The 24,872-nt window shown below is 58.3% G+C and carries 18 protein-coding genes; 4 read left to right on the forward strand and 14 right to left on the reverse strand.

Annotated elements, in window-relative coordinates; all coding sequences use genetic code 11:
- Window positions 1-145: 145 nt before the first annotated feature.
- The 4 genes from VK574_RS10520 to VK574_RS10535 form a co-directional block, all read right to left on the reverse strand.
- Window positions 146-1,933 carry a VWA domain-containing protein gene (locus VK574_RS10520; RefSeq protein WP_472799803.1) on the reverse strand — a complete coding sequence of 596 codons (1,788 nt, stop codon included), beginning with the start codon at window positions 1,931-1,933 and terminating at the stop codon, window positions 146-148.
- A 37-nt stretch (window positions 1,934-1,970) separates the two neighbouring features.
- Window positions 1,971-3,053 (reverse strand): acyltransferase family protein, encoded by a 1,083-nt coding sequence (locus VK574_RS10525; protein WP_472799804.1) that lies wholly within the window; start codon window positions 3,051-3,053, stop codon window positions 1,971-1,973.
- Window positions 3,054-3,146: 93 nt separating this feature from the next.
- A complete protein-coding gene (gene proC, locus VK574_RS10530; RefSeq protein ID WP_472799805.1) occupies window positions 3,147-4,001 on the reverse strand; it encodes a pyrroline-5-carboxylate reductase in 855 nt (284 codons plus the stop codon).
- 98 nt (window positions 4,002-4,099) lie between these two features.
- Complete coding sequence (locus VK574_RS10535) at window positions 4,100-4,561, reverse strand: hypothetical protein (protein WP_472799806.1); 462 nt, start codon at window positions 4,559-4,561, stop codon at window positions 4,100-4,102.
- A gap of 185 nt (window positions 4,562-4,746) precedes the next feature.
- Here VK574_RS10535 and VK574_RS10540 point away from each other — a divergent pair, with 185 nt between their 5' ends.
- Complete coding sequence (locus VK574_RS10540; RefSeq protein ID WP_472799807.1) at window positions 4,747-6,405, forward strand: TIGR03435 family protein; 1,659 nt, start codon at window positions 4,747-4,749, stop codon at window positions 6,403-6,405.
- A gap of 19 nt (window positions 6,406-6,424) precedes the next feature.
- Here VK574_RS10540 and VK574_RS10545 read toward each other — a convergent pair whose 3' ends face one another.
- Both VK574_RS10545 and VK574_RS10550 read right to left on the reverse strand, forming a co-directional pair.
- Window positions 6,425-7,786 (reverse strand): GGDEF domain-containing protein, encoded by a 1,362-nt coding sequence (locus tag VK574_RS10545; protein WP_472799808.1) that lies wholly within the window; start codon window positions 7,784-7,786, stop codon window positions 6,425-6,427.
- 205 nt (window positions 7,787-7,991) lie between these two features.
- Window positions 7,992-8,405 carry an STAS domain-containing protein gene (locus VK574_RS10550; protein ID WP_472799809.1) on the reverse strand — a complete coding sequence of 138 codons (414 nt, stop codon included), beginning with the start codon at window positions 8,403-8,405 and terminating at the stop codon, window positions 7,992-7,994.
- A 331-nt stretch (window positions 8,406-8,736) separates the two neighbouring features.
- Here VK574_RS10550 and VK574_RS10555 point away from each other — a divergent pair, with 331 nt between their 5' ends.
- On the forward strand, window positions 8,737-10,734 hold the full coding sequence (locus VK574_RS10555) for a hypothetical protein (protein WP_472799810.1): 1,998 nt from the start codon (window positions 8,737-8,739) through the stop codon (window positions 10,732-10,734).
- Window positions 10,735-10,897: 163 nt separating this feature from the next.
- Here VK574_RS10555 and VK574_RS10560 read toward each other — a convergent pair whose 3' ends face one another.
- The 8 genes from VK574_RS10560 to VK574_RS10595 all read right to left on the reverse strand — a co-directional run bounded on the left by VK574_RS10560 (window position 10,898) and on the right by VK574_RS10595 (window position 20,733).
- Window positions 10,898-13,591 (reverse strand): ADOP family duplicated permease, encoded by a 2,694-nt coding sequence (locus VK574_RS10560; protein ID WP_472799811.1) that lies wholly within the window; start codon window positions 13,589-13,591, stop codon window positions 10,898-10,900.
- 11 nt (window positions 13,592-13,602) lie between these two features.
- Window positions 13,603-13,947, reverse strand: a complete 345-nt coding sequence (locus VK574_RS10565; protein WP_472799812.1) for a PadR family transcriptional regulator — start codon at window positions 13,945-13,947, stop codon at window positions 13,603-13,605.
- A gap of 255 nt (window positions 13,948-14,202) precedes the next feature.
- Window positions 14,203-14,742 carry a DUF1801 domain-containing protein gene (locus VK574_RS10570; protein WP_472799813.1) on the reverse strand — a complete coding sequence of 180 codons (540 nt, stop codon included), beginning with the start codon at window positions 14,740-14,742 and terminating at the stop codon, window positions 14,203-14,205.
- A gap of 19 nt (window positions 14,743-14,761) precedes the next feature.
- The gene (locus VK574_RS10575; RefSeq protein WP_472799814.1) at window positions 14,762-15,247 is read right to left on the reverse strand and encodes a hypothetical protein; all 486 of its coding nucleotides are present in this window, start codon (window positions 15,245-15,247) and stop codon (window positions 14,762-14,764) included.
- Between the two features lie 188 nt (window positions 15,248-15,435).
- Window positions 15,436-17,232 (reverse strand): DUF885 domain-containing protein, encoded by a 1,797-nt coding sequence (locus VK574_RS10580; RefSeq protein ID WP_472799815.1) that lies wholly within the window; start codon window positions 17,230-17,232, stop codon window positions 15,436-15,438.
- Window positions 17,233-17,332: 100 nt separating this feature from the next.
- A complete protein-coding gene (locus VK574_RS10585) occupies window positions 17,333-18,256 on the reverse strand; it encodes a sigma-54-dependent transcriptional regulator (protein WP_472799816.1) in 924 nt (307 codons plus the stop codon).
- 268 nt (window positions 18,257-18,524) lie between these two features.
- Window positions 18,525-19,247 carry an ABC transporter ATP-binding protein gene (locus VK574_RS10590; RefSeq protein ID WP_472799888.1) on the reverse strand — a complete coding sequence of 241 codons (723 nt, stop codon included), beginning with the start codon at window positions 19,245-19,247 and terminating at the stop codon, window positions 18,525-18,527.
- A gap of 115 nt (window positions 19,248-19,362) precedes the next feature.
- Window positions 19,363-20,733: an efflux RND transporter periplasmic adaptor subunit gene (locus tag VK574_RS10595; protein WP_472799817.1), complete on the reverse strand. Its 1,371-nt coding sequence runs from the start codon at window positions 20,731-20,733 to the stop codon at window positions 19,363-19,365.
- Window positions 20,734-21,140: 407 nt separating this feature from the next.
- Here VK574_RS10595 and VK574_RS10600 point away from each other — a divergent pair, with 407 nt between their 5' ends.
- Together VK574_RS10600 and VK574_RS10605 are read left to right on the forward strand one after the other, a co-directional pair.
- Window positions 21,141-22,871 (forward strand): GWxTD domain-containing protein, encoded by a 1,731-nt coding sequence (locus VK574_RS10600; RefSeq protein WP_472799818.1) that lies wholly within the window; start codon window positions 21,141-21,143, stop codon window positions 22,869-22,871.
- A gap of 106 nt (window positions 22,872-22,977) precedes the next feature.
- On the forward strand, window positions 22,978-24,642 hold the full coding sequence (locus VK574_RS10605; protein WP_472799819.1) for a carboxypeptidase-like regulatory domain-containing protein: 1,665 nt from the start codon (window positions 22,978-22,980) through the stop codon (window positions 24,640-24,642).
- The last annotated feature ends 230 nt before the right edge of the window (window positions 24,643-24,872 follow it).

Genomic DNA, 24,872 nt, shown 5'->3' on the forward strand with positions numbered 1-24,872 from the left:
GGAGTCACAATCTGCTGAGATGCGGAATCACAGAATGGGACGGCGCTGGAATGCCTGGAAGTGGGGTTCAGGGGACCCGAGAACCGGGCGACCCGGCACTATCGAATCACCCGGAGCGGAAGTTCTCTTCGAATTGACGCGGAGTTTAGTTGCCACTGACCGTCAGCGGAATCTCCAGGGAGCCGACGCGTACGCCAAGGATGTCGTGCACGGCAATGCGAAGTGACTGCTCCTCGGCGGAAAGATCAAGAGCCATCCTAACGGGAATTCCGGTTTTCATGAGCTGTGCGTACTGGCTGGAATTGAGCGAAAACTTGGTGGCGCGGTCCATAAGGTTCAAGCGCTTTCCGTCGGGGTCGTAAGCGACGAGCGTAAATTCGATCGAACCGGTTCGTGTTCCGTCCCCGGATGAGTCGAAGATCACCGTGTGCGGATCGACGACAAGGTCAACGATATAGCGATGTGCGGGACCCTTCAGCGATGCGGACAATTCGCCGGCTGGACCAGCTGGAAAGTTGACTTCCTTGAACTCGGGATCAGTCGCCGGCAATATGCGCGTCTGGAACAGAACCTGCGTCGACAGCGGCCCGCCATGCAGCGTGGCAGCGGTCATCAGGCTTGCCTGGTTGAATAAAAGCGAGCCCGGCTTGTCTGGCGGATCGGCATAGTATCCCGGACGGTATTCAAGATCGTACTTGCTGTTGTCGAGCTTCACCTTGATTTTGCGGAAGTCTCCATCGAATTTCTTCGACTCCGGAACATAGCCAATCGTGTAATAGCTCTCGCCGTTTTGGATCGCACTGGCAATCGCAGCTCGAAAGCCATTTGTGTTGAAGAAGGCCTTCCCGCCCGTATCGCGGGCGATCTGTTCCATGCTGAAGTGTGAGTTGGTATCGGCTGACATGGCCCGGGAATTGATATTGGCGAAGCCTCCTCCGCGGTTGGGAGAATTAAGGCCATTGTTTGCGCTGTCGAAGCCGGGCAGCGTCATCATGCCCCTGGCATCGACGGGGTAGACTGCGACACGCGCCGCCGAGAGCAGATCGCTGGTTGCGCGGACCTGTTCTGCGTAGCTCCGCACGTTCTGCAAGGATTGATTTCCAGGATCCGGGCCAAGAGCAATGGGGAACGAACCGGAAAACCAGATCAGGTTCTTGCGACCAGGAACAGCGCTGAGATAACGCGCAAGTTGCTGCATCGCCTCGAGGGTGATCTGGACGCGGCGGTCCGTCTGAATTGCGCCGACATCTGATTGAAACCCCTGGATCAAGGCGATTGTGTCTGCTGGCGCACGTACCATTGTGAGATTGCCAATTGCGGAGTCGAACGCGTCGCCGGCGCTTGTGTCCAGCCCCACCGATTTCTGAGGCTGGGTCTTGGTGCTGTCGAGCGCTTTGACAAGGTCGTCAATGTTCGAGGTAAATCCCTGCACCATGCGCAGCCGCGATGCCAGCGTGAAGATCGCCAGTGTTGTTCCCGGCGTGATGGTTTTGACGTACGCGATCATCTGCTTGCGTACATACCCCTGATCGGCCACCGGAGTATTGAGGCCGTCAAGCAGGAGAATGTTGACTGCACTGCCCGGGGCGTGGTTCGGCACATTGTCGTAGTAATGCGGCGGCAGCGCATGCCTCTGCGCCGTAGGCCCGGCGCCTGACTCCGGCTTATGCTCGTCAAAGAAGCTGATTGGTTGTTCGCGGCCGTTCTCATAGATGTGGAATTGCCTGGGATCAATGCCATGGACCGCAACGCTCTCGTTGGTGACAACCACATCCACCAGGACGGAGTAGCTTGTGGTCTTGAATATGGTCTCTTGCTGGATCTTGTCGGAGGACTGCGGCCCGGAGCTTGCCGTCGGAGCGGCTGATTGTGCCTGGACGGCGATTGCCAAACCGCTGACGAACAGGGCGACTGCCAACTTGACGACGTGCATCGTGAGACCTCGACCGGGAATGTGCGGATGTACCTAATTATCCTGACGGGTTTTGGCGGGATTTGTTCTCAAAAAACCGCTTGAGCCGAAGGATTCTGGACTCAAAGCCGTACCAGAGTGCCGTGGCGACCAGGGTGGTGGCGACGAGTCGAAAAACGACGACGGCTATGCTGCCGGGCATACCGTAGTGGTCCATGCGGGCGTCGAACCAGCCGAAGTAGATGAAGACCATAATGTGCGTCATGTAAAGGCCGTAACTGATGCGCCCGTAAAAGGCGAGCGGGCCCCGGCTGAGGATTGCATTGATCGGATTGCGTGCGCCGGTGGACGCAATCGAGGACAGGACTGCGCCTGCGAAGAGCGTGGTGAGCGCGGTATCGAGAAAGGCTGTGCCCCCGGCGATGGTACCGGCAGAGATGAAGCCAAGGGGCATGGCGATGAGGCCGATGGCGAGCCAGACGCGCCGACTGATCGGCAGCGTGTAAAGGCCCAGCGAGAGCAGGCTGCCCATGGCGATGCCGTCGATATGCGTGAGCGTGTGCGTCGACGTGATCCACGAAAAGTGACTCATCCGGAAGAGCGGCGCAGCGATGAGGAAACTGCCGAGAGTGCAGGCGAGCAGCCACGGTGCGCGCAGGACGCGCACCACCGGCGCCCACAGAAAGTAATACTGCTCTTCGATAGCCAGCGACCAGGTTGGGCCGATGGCAGGCGGCAGCGCGAGGTGGAACAGGTTCTGGATAAAGAGAATGTACGCCCACCACGGTGCTGTCCTGATCGCAACCCAGACGGTAGGACCGATAAACCACGGAGCGTTGAGATAGCAGACGACCAGGACCAGTACGTATACGGGCCAGATGCGGAGCGCGCGGCGTCCATAGAAATTGCGGAAGTAGTGCGGCCTGTTGCGCGACTCAAGCAGGATCGAGGTGATGAGGAAGCCGGAGAGAACGAAGAAGAGGTTGACGCCGGTCCAGCCCCAGAGCGATGCGGGGTATAACCATGTGCCGGTGAAGCGCGGATGGCAGTGATACAGGACGACGGACAGGACGGCGATGCCGCGCAGTCCCTGAAGTTCGGGAATGAAGGAAGGCAGCCAGGATGGGCGTAGGATGGGCAAGGTTGAAGGTTAACAGTTCGCCGCTTCAGGATTAGTGGATTCCCATGTCTCAAAACGAGACATGGGGCACCCAGCATTTCCAGATTGCCGCGGTTATCCGGCGGCCAATTGCTTGGCGCGTTCGGTGGCGCGCATCACCGCTTTGATGAGCGTAACGCGGAGGCCGCCTTCCTCTAATTCCAGAATGCCATCAACAGTGCAGCCGGCAGGGGTGGTCACTTCGTCCTTGAGCAGTGCCGGATGATAGCCGGTTTCAAGCACCATCTTTCCCGCGCCGTAAACCGTTTGCGCCGCGAGTTGTGTCGCCGTGTCGCGAGGTAGTCCGACCTTGACGCCAGCTTCGGCCAAGGCCTCGATGACGATATAGATGTAGGCCGGCCCGGAAGCAGAGAGGCCGGTGACGGCATCCATATGTTTCTCGTCGACGATGACAGAGCGGCCCACGGTTTCGAAGATGCGCTGCGCCAGGTCCATTTGCGCAGCTTTGACGAAGCGGCCGCGGCAGAGCCCGGCAATACCGGCGCCGAGCGCAGAAGGCGTATTGGGCATGGCGCGAATGACCGGGATTTCGATGCCGGCAGCGTCCTCAATGGCGCGGGTCTTCACCGATGCCGCAAAAGAGACAATGGTCTTCGCGGTAGTCAGCGCGGGCCTGATTTCGGCGATCAGGTCAGGCACCTGGAACGGCTTGACGCCAATCAGGATCAGGTCAGCCTGTTGCGCGGCAGCCACGTTGTCCGTGCCGACATCGACACCCCATTGGGCCGCGCGTGCGACTGCCTTTTCAGCGTGGGCGACAGTGGCGTGGATCTGGTCCGCAGCAAAGAGATTCTGCTTGAGAAAGGCCTGGAGCAGAATTCCACCCATTTTGCCCGCGCCGAGAACGGCGACGTGCAGATCGGGCAGTTGCGCGGGTACTGCGGTGGACTCAACGGCTATCTCCGCCATGGTGTTCCTTTGAGGTAAGAGTGATCTTCAGTTTCAAGGATAAACGTTGCGGGAAGCCGATGCGCCCGGCTCATGAGACTCCCGGCCACGTTTGCGGCTCAGCGCGAGTAAGAAAATGTGCCGCAGACGTCGCTCGAGTTACCCAGGGCTTCTGGCGTCATGACCGGCACGTCTGATCCGGAGAAGAAAGCGACATGGAGGGCGCGACCCTGGACGTAGGTTGCGAGCCATTGCGTGTCATCCGAGCCACAGAGGGTGTTGCGGTGGAGGAATCGTTTCTGCGCCGGCACATTGAGCCGGTAGAGATATCCGCCGCCGGCCGCGCCGGGGTCCGCATCAAACACCGCGCTGAATTCTGCCGGCTTAAGAGGTCGAATCTGGGCGATGGGGAAAGCACTGAAATTGATCGTGATCTTGTCGTTCGTAATTGATACGTCGCCGGTGATGTCGTTGGCGTTGGAACTGACAGCGCGCCAGTAACCCTTATCCTGTGCTGCAAGAGGAAGGGAGCAAACCAGCATCAGACTGGCAACGGCGCCGAGCAGAATTCCACGACTCATCTTCTGAGGATGACATTCATTGCCGCACTCGAGCAAGCGACCGATGTTCAGTCGTCTTGGCCGAATGGATCGAGCCAATTTGTGACGAACGAGAATACTTTTTGAGACCTCCATGCCGATCGTTCGTCTTACACTGAGCCAGTCCCCGGTTTCGCCCCATCCCACGATGGTTTGAGGTTTCAATCATGGGTGCACTGAAGATTGCCTTGGCGGCAACTGTGGTCTTTGTCGCGACTTCCGCCCGCTCTCTGGCCCAGACGCCTTCTTCTGCGGATGCGGCGGACCCTCGTTCGGCCTCGTTCGACGTTGCCGACGTTCATCTCAGTCCGCATAGTTTGCGTCCCTTCATGGACGGCGGCAATCTGAATGGCGATCGTTACGTGGTGCACCAGGCGACGCTGGCCGACTTGATTGCCACGGCCTACAACCTCGATTCCACCCATGTGCAGGGCGGCCCGAGCTGGCTTGACTGGGATCGCTTTGAGATTGTTGCCAAGGCTCCGCCGACTACTTCGAAGGCCGATCTTCGGTTGATGCTGCAGGCGCTTCTGACGGAGCGCTTCGGACTTGTGACGCACGAGGGCAGTGCGCCGATGCCGGCCTTTGTGATGAAAGCGCAGACCGGCAAAGTGAAGCTGAAGGAAGCACAAGCCGCGGAGGGCGAAGGGAACTGCGAACCTCAGCCTCCGCCCGCGAATCCGCCGGCCGGGGCGATTCGCCAGATTGTCGTGATCTGCAAGAACGAGACGATGCAGAAATTCGCCGACGATATTCACGACATGGCCGGCGGGTACCTGGACAAGCCCGTCGTGGATGCTACAGGCCTGAAGGAGGCTTACGACTTCACCATCACCTGGACGCCGCGTGGTCAGTTGGGTGCCGCCGGCGCCGAGGGGATTTCGATCTTTGACGCAGTCGACAAACAACTCGGGCTGAAACTGGCGCTTGAAACTGCGCCGCGGCCTGTGTTGATGGTCGACAGCGCAAACAAGACTCCTGCCCCCAATCTGCCGGATCTTTCCGAAAGACTGCCCGCGCTGCCGCCAGCGCAATTCGAAGTGGCCACGATCAAGCCGTCGAAACCGGATACCCAGCCCGTGGGCCGCGTGAACAATGGCGAGGTGGATGTACATGGGCTGACTGTGAAGCAGATCATTTCGTTTGCCTGGGATCTAAATCCGGCTGACAGTGAAGCGATTGTGGGAGCGCCAAAGTGGATCGATGGCGATAAATTCGACATCCTGGCGAAAATCTCAACCGACGATTCCGGTGATGCAGCGAAGAAGGCTCCGCAGGTCGATGCCGAGGAATTACGGCAAATGTTGCGGGCGTTGCTTGAGGACCGCTTCAAGATGAAGGATCACTGGGAGGACCGGCCGGTAACGGCTTACACCCTGAAGACCATGAGCCCGAAGCTGACAAAGGGAGACCCGACGGCGCGCACGCGATGCGATGAGGGGCCGGGTCCGAATGGAAAAGACCTTCGGCTTGGAAACCCGATGATCAACCGGCTGATCTTCTGCCAGAATGTGACGTTGGACCAACTGGGCATCCTGCTCCCGAATCTTGCGTTCGGATATATCTATTATCCCGTTGCTGACGGTACCGGTCTCCAGGGATCGTTCGATCTCACGCTGGCCTTCAGTTCAGTAGATCGCACGCTGGCGCCGCCGCCGGGAAGCAACAATCAACAGGCCGGTGGGGCAATGGCAGCGGATCCCAGCGGTGCGGTGTCGCTGTTCGATGCCTTCAAGAATGAGCTGGGATTGAAGCTGGAGAAAGAAAAGCGGCCGATGCCGGTGCTCGTGATCGATCACATTGAGGAGCAGCCAACGGCGAATTGAGGGGCGAACGCCGTTGACGCTATGCGATCCGCTTCTTGGCGCGTTTCTCTTTGTACATTGCCTTATCCGCGCGGGAGACAATGCTTTTCAAAGTCTCTTCCGTGCTGTGGTCGCTTGCCGCATAGCCCATGCTCAGGCTCAGGAAGAACTGATTGCCGGCGAGTTGGGTCCTTGCAGCGGCGCCGGAACGCAGGCGATCGATCGCGTTCGCGATTTCTTCAGAGTCGAATTGTCCAGCTACCACGAATTCGTCTCCACCGAGGCGGCCGATTACATCGGTCTCGCGGAATGTTGCAGATAGGAGCTTCGCAGTTTCGATTAGCGATATAGAGCCTGCGTTGTGTCCTAGCTCGTCGTTAATGATCTTAAGGTTATCCATGTCGACGAACAGTATGCCAAATGGCATTTTGGCGCGGCGGGCCAGGCGAAACGCCTGCTCGGCAAATAGGTTGAACCCGCGAAAGTTGTAGAGGCCGGTCAACTCGTCCCGCAGCGTCAGGCCGTGAATTTCGGTCTGCATGTTGTTGATGAGGCGTACCAGAACAAGCAGCAACGCAAATGAAACGACGGTTGCGATAGACGCGAGGATTGCAGTGGCGTAAGGCATGGAAACCACGTGCGTACTCAACAATCGAGCCCGGCCCAGTTCACGCAGGAAAGGCAAGATGAGCAGAATCGGGGCCAGGATTCGTGCGATCCGGCCGCCGATTCCATCACCGAGAAAAACTGAAAAGACTCCGTATTCCGCTCGGCGAATAATCGAAACCAGAGCCAGCAAAGCAAGGCAAACCAGGGTGGGAATGGAGGGAAGCGCTTCGGTCGACGATCCCGGGATTCCTGCTGTCGCAAATATGTACTCAAACAGGACGATCAACACCAGCATCACAAGGAACGTAGCTGCTGCATCTGCGATGCTGCCGAAGAGCGAGTCGCGGGAACGCAGGAAAAAAATCACTATGCCCAGAAGCACGAAAGCCAGAGCAACAGCATGCATTGGACCCCGGCTCTGGGAAATCTGTCCTCGATTGAGAAACTGGTCGAGCTGTGCGAGCACAACGGCAGCAGGCGCCCAAAACGTCATGGCTGCCGTCAACGTCGTAAGGCCGGCAAGAACTTTTCCAGCGCGATAGAGCCTTTGGTAGCGTCTGCCTTCCGTGAAGAAGAGAGCCAAGGTCGCGGAAAGCACGGCGAGCGCCGAATAGACCCGCATGTGCAGCATACCCGCGGGCAACAAATTGTTTACGACGACGAAGACACGCGAAAGCAGGTTGATGAGGACAATTTGAATGGCCAGAGCGAGGCAGATCTGCTCGGCGAAGTAGGCCTTGTGAAGGAGGTTCTGGTTCGGCTCGTGTGCCGGAAATGTGGATTCAATCTGCATCAGTCCGGCAACCATCACCAATTGCGGCTTCTGCGAACAGTCGCAAATTCCTGGATGTCGTGTCTCTTTATAGCAGCATCGCGTCAGCCGGCAAATGCAACTTCCGTTTGACGGATGTGCCACAGAATGAGCGGATACCGGCTCCGGCGGTGATCCCGAAATCGCAGGAAAATGGTCGCAAATTGCTTTTGCTGTAAAGCGACTGTTACTGGGCCTTGGGAGGATGGAGGCTGGATGCCTGTTCGACGGTGGCGGTGATGGGGAAAAGGTGGTCGGTCTTCGTGGTTTTGAAGAGATCGAGAACACGAGGCGTAACGCCGGCTGCGATGAGCCGGACACCCTTGTTCTGACAACGGACGAAGTGACCGATCACGAGGCCGAGGCCGCAGGAGTCCATGTAGGGAACTTCAGTGAGATCGAAGATGTTGACTGAGGGCGCGGGGTGGGGCGGGGCGGTTTCGAAGATGTTGCGCAGGGCAACGGGGCTCAGCGAGGAATACATGTCCCGTGCGGTAAATGGACCGGAGAATCGGAAAATGACCGCATCGGCAGCGGGGATTTGTTTGCGTTCGATGGTGAAGGTGGCGCCCTGCCAGATCTGATCTTGCATTTTGGACATTAAGTCTTCCTCAACGGAGCCGCGGCTGCTTGCGTCGCGCATTTGCCACATCGACAAAAAGCGGGGCCAGACGTCGTTTTACGACGCGGCGACACACTACGTCCCCGGATTGTTACTGGACTTGAGGGAAAAGGCAAGGTGAATCTTGCCGGAATTCAACCAGAATATTCATTTCAGAGTGACGTATGTTACTTACAAAACCACCCATTTCTTGTGTAGAATCCAAATAATCAATCAACAGCTGGAAAGCTCGGGCTGATCTCGCGGCTCCACGTTTTGGGGACTGCCAGGGGCGATTTCTGTTGGGTTCAATCCAAACGCGGATGCGCGCTTGGGGGTCCTTTTGTTGCCTTCGTTGTCTGACGGATTCGTGTGCCTGGGTGGCGGCTCTGCAATTTCTGCCGAGCAGCGCCTGAAAACATCCGTAAACAATCGACTGGCGGCGGGGTCCGCAAACGGCATTTCGCCGCCGCGGCGATCCTTGCTTTTTGCCATGTCGTGCTGTGTCCTATGCGTCTTGGGCTCCAGCGCTGCGGCGAGGGCAGACGGGACAGCCTACTACATCAACAATCAAGCTGGCTCAAACTGCAGCGATGGCGGCCCGCACACTTTGGCACAGCCGTGGTGCAGCTTTGCGCCGGCAAACAAGATCAGGAGTTTCCTGCCGGGCGATCAGATTCTTCTGGCGCGAGGCGGCTCCTGGAACCAGGAACTGTCGCTCACTGGGCGCGGGTCGGCGACTGAGCCGATTACGCTGGGTGCTTACGGAAGCGGCGGGAACCCGAAGATCCTGCGCAACCAGCAAATCAGCGATCTCTGCGTTCTTCTCACCGACGCCAGCTATTGGAAAATCAGCGACCTCGAAGTGGGCCGGGCGAGCGTCGGGATTCTGATGCATTACACGCAGCTCTTCAATAACGGGATTTCGATCAGCAATATTTATGCACACGACAACAAGGGCATCTGGGGCGGATATTCGACGGAATATGCGGTGCGTCATCACGTGCGGGATCCCTTTGCTACGAGCTTGAATATCAATCTTTCGTCGGGGATCCTGTTTAATGTCGCGTCCTATTTGACCTACTGGAACTCGCAGTATGTGCTCCGGGATGTGACGGTGAGCAATGTGCGAGGAACGAACAACCTGGACAGTGTGGCGTTTGATGCCGAGGCCGATACGATCGACAACCAGGACGGGCACAACGCATTCCAGAATGTGACGCTGAAAGGGCTGTTTCTCTCAAGCGATAACGCCGGTAGTTCGAAGGCATACGAGGCAGCCGGGTTGGGGTGCAGCGACTCCCTGCGGCTGTTGGGGATGACGAACGTGACAGTGATGAATTCTGTCATGTTTGAGGAAGCCGGTTGTCGCACGGGATCAGGAACCGCGGCGGTGATCGTGGGCCGCGTGAGCCACGTGACGTTCGTGAACAATATCATCTTCGGTGTCCCTTCAACCGGCAGTCCGGATGAAACAGGGATCGACTTTGAATGGTCGGAAGACCACGTGGCACTGCAGTCAAACCTCTTTGCGGCGAACGCGGGACCCGGTGTGGAGATTTTGAATATTCATCCCGGCGACCATTCAATTGAGCTCGACTTCGATGGCAACACGTTTGCGCAGAACGCAAACGCATATCGGCCCGGGGCTGCATCCGTGTGGGAAGAAAACAAGGGACGCGGTTTCGCGACGCCCGCGGGAAAGATCCGCAATAACCTGTATTTCGAGCCGCACGGAAGGTTTTTCAGCGGCAGGAGGATTGGCTCGATCGCAAGTGTCGGCAACTTGCAGACAACGCTTACAGCTAACTATGCGGCCGAGCAATTTTCAGCGACGCAGGGAAAGAACCAGTGGCGCTATCTGTACCAGACTCCCGATTCAATCTGGGCGGAGATGCCGCATTACTCCGCGACGGACATCGGCGCCTGGGAAGCGAAGCCAGGACAATATGTAAGTGCGTTCACGATGGCCCCGGGAGGTTGCACGGCAGGCTGCGAGGTGAGCGGAGTCGCCCGGGTTTGGGTTGCGGTTCATCCCGGAACGATCAGTATCCGCGGACTGGTAGTAGCGGCCGGCGGTGAGAGTGGAACGAGTGTTTCGGCAGCAATCAATCTTGTTTCGGGCAGAAATGTGATACCGATCTGGCCGAACCAGGGCGGAAGGCCGTTGATCGAGTCTCCGAACCAGCCGGGTCTCGCTACGGACGTGGACAACGTTCAGGTCGCCGCCGGGGACACGATCCGCTTCGAGGTGCATGGCAACGGCAGCAGTGCGAGCGATGCGGTGAGCTGGACGCCCTCGATCGGGTACGTGACGAACAAGCCGTAAGCTAACGAGTTCTGAGTTCGCAGTTCAGAGTTCACAGATCCGTAGTGCCCATCGCCAGAACCTTTGCTGTTGATCTCATCGTCAGGGCCCGGCAAACCTGGCGCTGCCTTTACGCGGAATCACAAAACTACGAACTCTGAACTACGAACGGTGAACTACGAAGTCAATCGACCCTCAGCGCCTCGACGGGGTTGATGGCTGCGGCGCGCCTGGCGGGGAGATAACTGGCGATACCAGCAGCCGCGGCCAGGACAAGCGGGACCGAGAGGTAAGTGATCGGATCGAGCGGACTGATCCCAAACAGCAGCGACTTCATGGACTGCGTAAGCGCCGCGGAGGCAAAAATTCCGACGCCGATTCCGATTGCGGTCAGCGTCAGGGCGGAGCGGACGAACATCCATTTAAGCTCGCGTTTTGGTGCGCCGAGTGCAAGTCGAATTCCCATTTCGCGGGTTCGCTGCGAGACGGCGTAGGAGATTACACCGTAGATGCCGATGATGCCGAGCAAAAGAGCCATGGAGCCCGCGATTGCAAGCATGGCCAGGGTGAAGGAAGTGCGTTCCATCGATTTTGCGTATATATCCTGCATTGTGCTCGTATTGGCCACCGGAATACTTCCGTCGATGGACCAGACCGCTTGCTGGATATCGGCTGCCAGAGACTCGTTTCCAGCGCGATTGCTGCGAATGGCGTAGGAAACCGCACGCGGAGGCTCAATGGTTGGTTTCGACGTGTAGGGACTATTGATCATGGCAGGCCAGTAGATAATGGCCGGCGCTTTTTCATCCACGCCGTTATGCCGCACATCCTGAACAACGCCAATGACCACCTGCCACGGCATTGAGGAGAACTGGCGAACACGCTTGCCCACGGCGGCGGGAGCAGAGCCCCAGTTTTCACGTGCGAAATTCTCAGAAACCATGACGTACTGCTGGAAGATGTAGATGTCGCTCCAAGTAAAGTCGCGGCCCGCGATGACACGGGTTCCTAGAGTTTGGAAGTAGCCGGGAGACACGTAATTGAAAAGGCGGAGCGGGGGCTCATCGTTGTCGTAGTGCTGACCCTCGACGCTCAGTTCGTCCCAATTGGGATCGATGCCCTCGATGGGCAGTCCGCCGCTGAAGCCAACGGAAGTAACGCCGGGAACCGCCGCGATTTTGTCGACGATTTCATTCTGTATTCGGGTCACGCGGACCGGATCAGTGACCAGTAAATCCGGGATATAAATGCGCATGGTCTCGAGATGAGTGGGATCGCTGAACCCCGGATCGACGTTGCGCAATGCGGCAAATGTACGGATCATTAGCAGCGCGCTAATCAGCAACACCATTGCCATGGCGACCTGAGCCACAACCAGAACGCTGCGCGAACGCTGGCGGTCGCGGTTGACACTGGAAGTACGACTGGTGCCGGAAAGCGCGGCGGCAGCTCCCGTGCGTGCGTACTTGTAGGCGGGAATGGAGCCAAAAAGGAATCCCGAAAAAACGGAGAGAGCGAGCGTAAAGGCGATGGATCGTCCGTCGAGAGCGATCTCACTCAGCCGAGGCAGATCGGCGGGTCCAAAGGCGATTAGCAGATGCAACGCGCCATACGCAGCTCCGAGCGCCAGCGCGCCTCCGATGATTCCGAGGGTGACACTTTCAAACAGAAGCTCACGGGCAATGCGGGCACGGCCTGCTCCCAGGGCCGCGCGAATTGAAAGTTCATGTTGCCGTGATTCCGCGCGGACGAGAAGCAGATTGGCAATATTGACACACGCAATCAACATCACCAGGCCGACCGTCGCCATCACGACCCAGAGAACTTTGGAGACCTGGCCGACGACCTGTTGTTTGAGCGAGCGGAACTGCGGCGTGATCTTCCAGACCCGGTAGTAGAACGGATTGGTTTTAGGCCCATTGCTATAAGAATGCATCCATGTTTCGATCAAGCGGCTGACGTCTGCGTCGGCCTGTGCAATGGACACGCCGGGCTTGAGGCGGCCGATTCCGTTGTAGCCAAATCCTGCGAGCTTGAGCGCTCCCCGGTCGAAGGCCACCGGAACAAGAAGATCGAAATCGCGATCGACAACACGAAAACCGCGCGGCATCACACCGACGATTTCACGCGTTTGCGAGTCGAGTTGGATGCTGCGGCCGATCACACCACGATCACCTCCGAAGCGCCGCTGCCAGTAGCCGTATCCGAGCATCACCGTCTTGGCGCCTTTGGGGTCCTGATCCTGCGCGGAAAACCAGCGGCCGACGGCGGGAGGAACATCGAGCGTCTGCAGGATGCCGTCACTGATCTCCAGCGTGTGAGCCTGCTCAGGTTGCGCGATGCCGGTGACGTTCGCGGTGCTCGGGACCCAAACGCCGAGCGACTGAAACGTGTGGTTGTGCTCGGCAAAAGTGAAATACATCGAGGGTGAGAGCCGAAGGCCCGCCTCGAAATTGGAGAGCCCCGCGGCGCCGGGCGCATCGAGCCACAGCGCGACTAACTGATTGGAATCAGCGTAGGGAAGCGGCTTGAGCAAAACGCCATCGACAACGCTGAAGACCGCGGTATTGGCACCGATGCCAATGGCCAGTGTCAGCAGGACAGTGATGGCGAATCCCGGAGATTTGCGAATGCGGCGGAGCGTGAATTTGAGGTCGGAGAGAAGCGATTCAAGCGCGCGCAACTGCCACTGTTCGCGGCTGTGCTGCTGTACGAGTGCGACATTGCCGAATTCCCGGCGCGCGGTCTGCTCAGCCTGTTTGCGCGGCATACCGTCTGCCTCGAGTTCGTCAGCACGTTCCTGGATGTGCTCGCGGATGGAGACGTCGATGTCGTTGTAGCGGCGGCTGCGACCGAAGATCCGGGAAAGGGTCTGCATCGTTGTTCTCCTTAAGCTTTGTCGAATGCGAGGACGCGCGTGATACCGGCGAACATTTTCTCGAAGCTCTGGACCTCGCGCTCGAGATGGTGGAGGCCCTCCTCGGTAACGCTATAGATCCGTGTGGGACGGCCTTTCGCGGAGATTCCTTCTTCGGACTGAAGCAGACCGTCGCGGAGCATCCGCTGGAGGGCTGGATAGAGGGATCCTTCTTCCACCTGGAGCAGGTTATCTGAGACCTGCTTGATGTGTTTCACCAGAGCGTAGCCGTGCATCGGCGTGAGCCGGAGCGACTTGAGAATCATGATCTCAAGGGCGCCGGGGAAGAGACCGCGGTCGTCAGGGTGCTTCGCCATAAGTAGGATAGTAGTCTGCGGATACCTATTTTGTAAATAGGTATCCGCGGCGGGGTTTTGCCGGCTCGACCCTCTCCGACCCTGCACCTGTCCCCAAATTGGCCCTACTTGCGAGTTGGCGGTAGGAACAGTCCCGCGATGTCGATGGTGGTGCCTCAGTTCGGCCTTCTACGCATTTCCGAGATGATCGATTTAAGGCGTTCCATGTCGGTCTTGGGTTCTCTTACTTGGTGGTCCGGTATCGGCGAGTCATGTTTACCGCCGGCGCTTTGTGTCGACGCGCTTGGCGGCCACACTGCTCGCCGAGGGGGCACCCTGCTTCGCCATCTGCGCCTGCCCCGCCTTGGTCTTCAAGCGCGATTGTTCGTACATCTCGATCCACTTCTCGCTGGAAATCGTCGAGATCAGCCCGCCAATCGCTTCGAGCGGCAAATCGTCCGGCGACTCGAAATGAACGCAACACTTCCCCATGTCGAGCTTTTTCCCCGCCGCCTTGAACGCCGCCTTCAACTGCTCGAGCTGACTCGCACTCCAAAATGCGCCCATCAGGTAGAGCGAGCAGTAGTTCTTCTGCGAAGAGAGCGCGACGTAGCAGATCGGCTGCTTGTTGTAAGTGTCTGGATATCGAGACAGGGGGATCGTCCAGCCGATCGTGCCCCAGACGAGGCACTCATCGTAGCCGCGCGGAATGTGCTTGTTCACGAGTGCGCGCACCTTCGCGATCGTCTTCGCGCGATCGGCGGGGAGTGAGGCGATGTATTGCGCTGGCGTCTTAACGTTCGATGGTGGTTTCATGGATTCGTCTCTGGCCTCACTACTGACCGCCGGTAGCTTCTTTCTGCGTGAGTGCGGCGTCAATATCCTCCGCGCGCAGCACCGAGCGTGCCGAATCTCGCGGGTCCACACGCACCATCACGTTGAGGCCTTTGCACGAGTCTGCCCAGTCCTTCGCGTCATCCTCGGGCCCAAAGGAGCGAGAGTAATCACCCGACTGCGGTTCTGGATTGCGATACGAGTAAGTGAGCAACGCCTTGTGCTCATAGGTCGTCGGAGTCGGGGGGCCGCCTCCCGCCAGCGGTTCGTCCTGCTCCCAGGTAGCGGTCGTCACGAGGTCGATTACCGCAGGAACCATCGGCCAATCGCGGGCCCATTTCTCTTCCCACCATTTGACCAAGTCTGGCCAACAGTTGACTTCGACCTGAACGAGGCCGATCGCAATGATACAAGCGAGAACAAACACCGGGAAGAAGTCAAACTTCGTCCCACCGCTAAGCAGGACGATGGCAATTGGCGCGATCACGGTTACGTTCGTCCTCGAAAAGTTAGGCCATTATTGCATGGGAACTGAAGCCGCCTATCAGAGAATTTGAATCCGAACTGCAGCCACATCGACGAGAAGGAATTCCTGCAGAGGCGGGGCCGTCTTATCGCTGTGTTCATTGGTTCCGGTTTTGTCGAAGTCGATTCGGAAGTAAGCCGAAAACAGCTTCACTTCCCAGCAGATTTCTGGCTGGCAATCCATGCTGTGATGCGTTCCTCGAGAACATCGAGAGGCAGCGCGCCGGAGTCAATGACCTGATCGTGAAAGGCGCGGATGTCGAACTTGTCGCCCAGCTCCTTCTTGGCGCGGTCGCGGAGCTCGAGAATTTTGAGCTGTCCGATTTTGTAGGCAAGGGCCTGGCTGGGCCACGCGATGTAGCGGTCGACCTCAGACTGGACGTCGGTCTCGTCGATTGCCGAGTGGTCGTGGAAGTAGTCGACCATTTGCTGGCGGGTCCAGTGCTGCGAATGGACACCTGTATCAACTACGAGGCGAATGGCGCGCCAGATGTCTCCTTCGAGGCGGCCATAGTCGGAGCGGGGGTCCTGGTAAAGGCCCACGTCTTTGCCGAGGCGTTCCGCATAGAGTCCCCAGCCCTCAGAGAAGGCGGTGTAGTCGTCGAATTTGCGGAATTCGGGAACGCCCTGCTGCTCCTGCCCAATGGAGATCTGGAGATGATGGCCGGGCAGGCCCTCGTGGTAGGCGATCGCCTCGACCGCATCCAGATTCCGATCGCTCGCGTTGTAGGTGTCAATAAACAATCGTCCTGGGCGGCTGCCGTCGGGCGCCCCCTGCTGGTAGTAAGCCGTTGATGAATTTTTCTCCAGATAAGACGGAACGGCCACGACTTCGAACGGGGCCTTGGGCAATTTGCCGAAGAGCTGCGGAAGCTTGGCTTGCATTGGAGTCAGATAAGCGCGATAGGCATCGAGTAATGCCTGGGGCGATGCAGGCTTCAACTTGGGGTCGGATTTGAGGCTGGCCTGAAAACTCTTCAGGTCCTGGAAGCCGAGCTTCTGCGCGATGGCGAGCATTTCGGCTTCATCTTTTTTTACTTCATCGAGGCCGATCTGGTGGATCTGGTCGGCGGTGAGGTTCGTGGTGGTGGTGCGGCGGATGAGGAACTGGTAGTACTTCGCGCCGTCGGGGAGGGAGGAGATGCCGGGATCGGTGCGGCCGGCGGGGATGTAGGCGGCTTCAAGGAAGCGGGCGAATCGGTTGAATGCAGGAAGGTCCTCTTTGGTGATCGCGGCGAGCATTTCGGTCTTGATCCGGGTCTGCTCGGCGGCAGAGATGGACGCGGGGATCTTTTTGAGCGGCAGTGCGAGCGGCGAGTCTTCAGGTTTTTGACTGGCGAGCTGCTTGACCTGCTCGAGAGTTTTTTCGAGGAGATACTTCGGCGGAACGCGCTTGTCGTCGATGCCGATGGACATGTTGGCGGTGACCTGGTCGAAGGCCTTGGGGATGGCGTGGAGGCGGGCGATCCAGTCGTCGTAGTCCTTCGTCGTGGTGAAGCTGAGCTGGGCGACGAGCTGTGGATAAGTGGAGTAGATGCCGCCCATCTGGTTGACAGGCATTTCCCATTCCTTGAATTCCGCTGACTCCTGATCTTCTTGGAGATCGCGAAGCAGAAGATCGCGGCTGGTCTTGTCTTGATCGGAGAGCCCAGTGGCATCGACGGCCGCGAGCTTCATCAAGTACTCCTGCTCGGTGGCGAGCCAGTCGTTGATGGCTTTCACGGAATAGTCGGAGACCTGGTCGTTGTAGCGCTTGTCGCCGAGGATGGAAGCGAACTCGGGCTGATTCTTTAGGGAGGCTTCCCAACAGTCGTGGAAGAGGACATGGAGGGCCTTGGTGCGATCTTCCGGCGTTGTGGGCGCGGCAGCGGAGGAGGTGAGCTGCGTGGAGAGGAGCGCGGGAGCGAAGAGAAGAGCGGCGAGAAGAAGCGAGGCAAGTCGTTTCAACGGGGTGATTCCTCTGGATTGAGTTGGGGAAAAGGGCATCGGCTTGAGTTTAGAGCATGGGGATGCCTCCGCGTCCAGCGAGGAGACATCGGCAGATCAATCAGAGTGGCAAAGGAGGACTGCCGGCGAGAAGCCGATAGAGGGTGGAGCGGCTGATGCCGAGCTGGCGCGCGGTTTTGAGTTTATTGCCGTGGTTCAGATCGAGAACCGCGCGGATGTGGTTGAGAATGACGGCGTCGAGGTTGAGGGTCTCCGGCGATGGGCGGGCGGGGCGCTGCAATGCCAGCGGAGTGGATACGATTGCGAGGTCTTCCGCGCGAATGATGCCATGGGCGCCATTCAGAACTGCGGATTCAAGGACACTGGAAAGCTCGCGTGCGTTGGCCGGCCAGTCGTGCTGCAGCACACGGGCGGTGGCGTCTGGAGCAAGACTGAAGCGCGGAAGGTGATAACGCGCGCTGATGCTTTCCAGAAAGAAATTGGCGAGAGGTACGATGTCTTCGCGTCGCTCGCGAAGAGGCGGGACGGCCAACTGAATGGCCGTGAGGCGAAAGGCGAGGTCGGGTAGGAATCGGCCTTCGCTGGCCATGTCGCGGAGGGAGTTCTCAGAGGATGCGAGCAATGCAAACGCTCCGGGGCGGCGATTTTGCAGCGAGCGGAGCACGCGCAGAAGCAAAGCCTGGCCGGGCGCTGCGAGCAGATCGACGCGATCGAGATAGATGAAGCCGGAGACGAACTGCGAATCAGCCTCGGCGAGCAACCACTCACGGGCGTCGCAACAGTGGAAGGCGGAACGCGCAAGAGCGGATCGGTGATGCATCAGTTGCCCCCGAGCTTGTTTGCCGACACCGGGTTCTCCTTCGATGGTGGCTATCTGCAGGTGCGGAGCGACAACCTCGACTTGTTGGACGAGCCTGCGTGCGGCGGTGCTGACGGCGATGTAGGGGGCTTGTGATTCGGCGTTTGAGAGACCGAAGGATCGCGGTCGAAGATCCTGCGGTTGCAGAAAGTTCTGAGCTGACATCCCCACGCCTCGCCTCTACGGCCGCGATCGGAGCGGCCCGCAGTGAATCTATCGGCGTAGATGAGAGGAACGTGAACGGCAGGAAAACTGGGGACCGAGGGAAAGAGGGAGCAAGAAAAAAAGAGAACAAGGGAAGTGAAAATCGGGCATAGGAAATGAAGGAACGCGGATCATTCATCAACGCGCAAGTTTCTAAACGCGCAAACGATTCTTCGCGAGGCCCGAGAAGGCCTCTTTCAGGATGACCCGATTGGAATATGCACCTATGCTATGTGCGGAAGCGCTTGGAAGGCTCGTCGGAGTAGATCTGGCCATCGCGAATATGGACGACGCGATGCGCATACTCGGCGATATCGGGCTCGTGGGTGACGAGCACGATGGTGTTGCCCTTGGCTTGCAGTGTGTCGAACAGCGCCATGATCTCGATGCCGGTCTTGGAGTCAAGGTTGCCGGTAGGCTCGTCGGCCAGGATGATCGAGGGGCTGTTGACCAGCGCACGGGCGACGGCGACACGCTGGCGCTGGCCGCCGGAGAGCTCATTGGGCTTGTGGTTCATGCGAGATTCAAGGCCGACGCTGATCAGCGATTGTTTGGCTCGTTCAATACGCTCGGCAGCAGGCGTGCCGTTGTAGATGAGCGGCAACTCAACGTTATGCAGGGAAGTGGCACGCGACAGAAGGTTGAAGGTCTGGAAGACGAATCCGATTTCCTTGTTCCGGATGCGCGCCAGTTCGTCATCGTCGAGTTCGCTGACGAGCTGGTCGTTAAGCCAGTACTTGCCTTTGGACGGCGTGTCGAGGCAGCCGATCAGATTCATCAGGGTGGACTTGCCGGAGCCGGACGGGCCCATGATGGCGACGTATTCGTTCTGCTTGATGCGGAGATTAACGCCGCGCAGTGCCTGCACCTGCTGTTCGGAACCCATGTCATAGGTGCGCCACAGATCCTCGACCACGATCATGTCGCCGTTCGGTCCAGAGGATTGCTGCATTTCCACCTCGGAGATGACGCTGTTCAGAGCCATGAGAACGTAATCCTTTTCTGCCTGTGCCTGCCGCACCCTGCGGATACTTCGTTTGACTTGCGCGCCTGTCCGTTCCGGGACGTCAACTCGTCGTTGCCGTTGTCGCCGGAGGTGTTGTATCGCGTTTCAAGAGTGCGCCGTTCTTCAAGACCCGCAGAGTCTTGTAGGGGCCAATCACAACTTCGTCGCCCTCGTGGAGACCGGTGAGAACCTCGATATCGGTTGCACCTGTGATGCCAGTGGTTACGGGGACGAATTTGGCCCGCTGTTTGCCATGCGCATCCTTTTCGACAATGTAGACGCCCTGCACCGGGGGGGTCTTCGCGCCGGAAGAGGTGGATGCGGCTTCGACGTTTCCGTTGCTGGTCGGAGCGGGCGGCGTGTACATAGTGAGTGCCTGGATGGGGAGCGACAACACACTCGGTTTCGCCGCTGTCGTTATCTTGGCAGTCGTGGAGAGTCCCGGCCGCAGCTCGTCGGTGGGGGTGTCGAGCGTGACAATGACCTTGAAGTCCTTCGCCTCTTCCGTGCCAGTTGTCGACTGCGAGGTAGCTACGCCCGTTGAGCGCAGCAGTGCCTGATCGCCTACCAGGGTGACGTGCCCCTTGAAGCTCTTGCCGGGAATGGCATCAACGCTGACCTCGGCGGGCTGACCGTTTTTAATATTTACGATGTCGGTTTCATCCACCTTGACCTCAGCGGTAACGACGCTCATGTCGGCGATCGTCATCAGCGTAGACCCTTCGGCATTCTGAATGCCGACGACGACCGTTTCTCCCTCGCGCACAGGCAGATTCGTAACGATGCCATCAAAAGGGGCGATCGAAACAGTCTTGCTCAATGCGTCTTCGTTAAAGCGGAGCTGGGCCACCTGCTGGTCAAGGTGCCCGCGGGCTGAGGCTGTTTGCGCCTTGGCCTGGTTCAGTTGGGCCTCGGCCTGGGATACCGAAGCCACATCGGTGTCATAGGCGGCCTTCTTGGCGTCGAAGTCCTGCTTGGCCATGATGCCCGCTTTCAGGAGGCTTTGCGCACGGTCCCAATCGAGCTGTTTTTGCTCGAGGTCGGCCTTGGCATGTTCGACGTTGGCTTCCGCGGTCTTTTCTGCGGCGATGTACGACGAAATGTCGGTCTTGGCGGCAGAGATGGTGGCTTTCTGGGACTGGACGTTTGCCTCCGGTTGCACATTCTCAACGGTGGCAATCACCTGGCCCCTCTTTACGTGGTCGCCTTCCTTCACCATGAGGTGCGTAATCCGGCCGAACGAGGTCGCGCCGACGTTGACATATGTCTTCGGCTTGATTTGGCCGGTTCCGCTGACAACAGTGGCAAGATCCTGGCGATGGATCTTGGCGGTGAGAACCTTGGTGTAGCCCGACTGCTGCTTGACGACGAAGACGGCAACAAGGACGATAGCCACAATAACGGCAGAAACGATCAGAATGATCTTTTTCATGGGCGCTGTAAGACTCCAGGAAGCTCCGAATTCATTCTACGCAAAACCTTCCCGCCCGGTTCCCAAAGTGTGTCAAATTCACGCGTGGCGCGAATTCAAAGTCTTACGGATTGCGACCGTGCGGCGCTGCATGCACGTAGCGCAGGCATCCACGCTGGTGATGTCCGGGCACCTGGCCCAGGCCCCGGAGGAACGACCAGCCAGTTTCAGAGAAGATTGCGTATTCTTTCTTGACGTGGGAGAGTTGCCGTTTGTCTCCGGATTTCGGGCTATTTTTGCGGAAAACAGGCTCTTGGAGGTGACCTATCGGTTACCCGGGCGTCCAATTGGCAGCGACAGTTGCATCATGCCTTGCTCCGCACGTTTTGGGCCCGTAGAATAAGGCACTGTAGGGAGTTTCCGACGCAATGACTTTCAATGGCCGTTCGATCCTCTTAGTCGCACTCGGCTGCGGCCTGATCGTAGTACCCAAGTTCCGGATTCAAGCACAGCAGACGCCAGACCCGTCCTTGCAGACGCGGCCCGCTTCCGACCAGGATCAGCAACCGGATCCCTTGAAGCGCCAGCGCTCGGATGAAGAGAAGTTCAAGGCACAAGCGGAAGTCCGGAAAGAGTTGAAGGGCGCCTACAAGACCTGGCTGGATCAGGATGTGGCGTACATCATTACCGAGGAAGAGCGGAAGGCTTTCAAGAACCTGAGCAATGATGAGGAGCGCGAAGCCTTCATTGAGCAGTTCTGGCTGCGGCGCAACCCCAACCCCGACTCCCCCGACAACGAATTCCGGGAGGAACACTACCGGCGCATTCAGTATGCGAATGACCACTTTGCCGCCGGGAAGCCGGGTTGGAAGACGGATCGCGGACATATGTATATTGCCTTTGGCGCGCCGGATTCCACTGAATCCCATCCTTCAGGCGGATCTTACCAGCGCCCCGTCGAAGAAGGCGGCGGCGAAACTTCAACCTTCCCGTTTGAAGTCTGGCATTATCGCTATCTCGCGGGTATTGGCGAAAACATCGACATGGAGTTTGTGGATACCTGTCAGTGCGGCGACTTCCACTTCACCATTGATCGCAGTGAAAAGGACGCGCTGTCCAAGGTTCCCGGCGCCGGTCTGACCCAATGGGAAGAGATGGGCCAGGCAAAGAAAGCTGATCGATTCAAGGGAGGGTTTGAGAACCTGGGTGCGGGTCCGATGTCGAGCCAAAATCAGTCGAAGGAATTCGACCGCATCGAATTGGCTGCCAAACTCTTTGCTCCGCCGCAGATCAAGTTTACGGATCTCGAGAGTGCCATGACCGAGCACAAACTGCTCTCAGGGCCGATCTTTCCGTTCGATGTGCGAACAGATTTCGTAAAGGTGACCTCCAGCACGGTGCTGGTGCCGGTCACAGTGCAGATCAAGAATCGAGATATCACGTTTGTGACCAAGGACGGGGTTGCCAAGGGTGTCGTGAATATCCTGGGCAAGGTAACGACCCTCACCCACAAGACGGTCCAGACCTTCGAAGACACCGTGGAAGTGGAGCAGCCCTCCGAACTGCTGGAGAAATCACTCGACCGCAAGTCCATTTACTGGAAGGCGGTACCGCTTCTCCCGGGCCTGTACCGGCTCGATATCGCCATCAAGGATGTAAACAATCCAGATCACATTGGAGTGTACGGGCGAAGTCTGGAAGTGCCTGCGTATCATGACGAAAAGCTTGGCACTTCGTCTCTCATTCTGGCCGACAAGATTTATGCGGTCAGTTCGCACGACATCGGTCAGGGTAGTTGCGTCATTGGCAACGTTCATGTCTGCCCGCGTGTGACCCCCAATCCGGCCACTCCAGTCAGCTTCAAACGGGATCAGGACCTCAATTTCTGGATGCAGGTCTACAACCTGGGTATTAATGACCAGACCAAGAGCAACGAGGCGAAAGTAACGTACCAGATCATTGATTCGGCAACAAACACGGTTGTCTTTGAGAAAGAGCAAGATTCCAAAGACTTTGGCGAACACAGTGACCAGTTAACGGTGGAAAAAACCATCAAAGTGGCTGGCCTGCAACCGGGCAAATATAAGGTGACGATCAAAATAAATGACGAAATCTCAAAACAAGAGATTGCGCAATCGGCACCTTTTGTCGTGGAATAGTACGAAGGCCCCGCATATTCGGTTAACCGGCATCAGATCGGGAAACCTGCGGGCACTTGATTCCCAGGACTTAAGCCAGGACGCCGCCGGGTCACCAATACGAGTGATGATGCGCAGGCTCCATCTCGTTTCCATGATCGCGCTCTTCGCGGTGGCGTCACTGCCCCTGTGCGCTGCCTTGCCCGGTTCGGTTTCCGGGGTCGTGCGCGATTCCAGCGGTGTTCCCCAGATCGGCGCCGTGGTGCAGTTGTTGCGGCCCGACATGAGCGTGATTGCCGCCGTCTACACCGGCAGCAAAGGCGACTTTAGCTTCAGCGGCATCCTTCCCGGTAAATACGCCGTCAAGGCGATGGGCGCTACGTTCCTGCCCTCCTTGCGGGAGAATGTTCGGGTTCACACAAATACCATTGTCAACCTGACCCTGAACACTCTGTTCGAAGTGATGCAGTGGTTGCCGACGGAACCGCGTGCGACGAATGCGAAACAGGATGACTGGGAGTGGACGCTGCGTTCCGCGGCCAATCGGCCTCTGCTGCGCTGGCTTGAAGATGGACCGCTGGTGGTGGTCTCGGATCGACCGGGAGGCCGGCCGAAACTGAAGGCTCGGTTGATGGCGACCGGACAGGACGGTACGTTCGGCGAGAGCGGCGAGCGGTTTACCGCCAGCGTGGAAGATACACCATCCAACAGCCGCGAACTGCTGGCGCGGGTCGACTTTGCGCCCGATACGGATGCCGGCATGGAGTCGATGCTCGGCTTCCGGCAGGATCTTGGATTTGCGGGATCCGTCGAGTCTCTGGCGGCAATCTCGATCCATCCTGTGATTGAAGGATCAGGCGGCGAAGGGCTGGAAGAAGCCGCTTTGCTCAGTTCCGAAACCATCCATCTCGGTGACGAATTGGAAATCGATGCGGGAGCACAGCAGGTGATGGCTCGCTTCAGCCAGGATTCTCCGAATACGATTCTTGCGACACTGCCCTTCGCAACGGTGTCCTGGCATGGTGGCAAGTCAACGGTGAGCTACCGGATGGCAAGCGCGCCGGTCGCTGCGAATCAGGGTGAGTCCCGGGCGGGATACTATTTGCCACAGGTTTCGATGCGGGGGGCCCAACTGGCGCTTCAGCACGGACTGCACCAGGAACTCGGCTGGGAGCGGCGGACCGATGCTTCGGGCATGTCCTTTGCGGTGTATTCAGACCAGCTTGAAAATCCGGTGATCGAGGCCAGCGGGCGCACCTTTGCAGGCGATGGTGTGTTGAGCGACCCGATCAGCGGCCTCATGCGGGGCGCGGGACAGAACTATGCGAGCGCTGGAGTGATGGCGGCGGTCGAGCATCGCATGGCGGGTGGCAGCAGCATCCGCATGAGCTACGCCAACGGCGATGCTCTGGTAATGCCGGCGCTCGTGCATGCGACCGCGCTGAACCAGGTATTCAGCGCGGCAAGGCCGCGGCACGCGCAAATGTACGCCATATCGCTTTCGGGCAAGATCGACGGAACTGGAACTCGCTGGCGCGCCAGCTATCGATGGCAACCAGCGGACACGGTGACGCCGATTGCGTCGTATTCCGTCGGTGCAATCCAGCCGTATCTCAATCTGCACTTGCGGCAGCCGATTGCAACCCATCACGATGGCCTCGGTATCGAGGCGCTGCTGGATGTGAATAACCTGCTTGCCGAAGGATACCGGCCGTATCTGCTGAATGGCGGAGTGGTAGTGTTCGCGCAGGATCAGCGCAGCGTTGGAGCAGGCGTGGCATTCACGTTCTAGTCAAAGACCACAAGAACAAGCCAAAGGTAAAAGCAAAGGAACAACGAACCGCGATACCGGCGCTGGCATTTGCATTGTTGGCGCTGCATCCGACACTGCGTCAGTGGGTCTGGTAGTGCGGTGCAAGAGTCCGGGCGGCGCGCGGTACGACGCAAAGGCGATCGCGTGCTGGGAATGCACTGCTTTGGAGGAGTGCCTCGCACTGTGTTATATTTTTCAAGGGTCAGTGA

The sequence above is a fragment of the Occallatibacter sp. genome (assembly GCF_035317045.1).
Taxonomy (GTDB): domain Bacteria; phylum Acidobacteriota; class Terriglobia; order Terriglobales; family Acidobacteriaceae; genus Telmatobacter.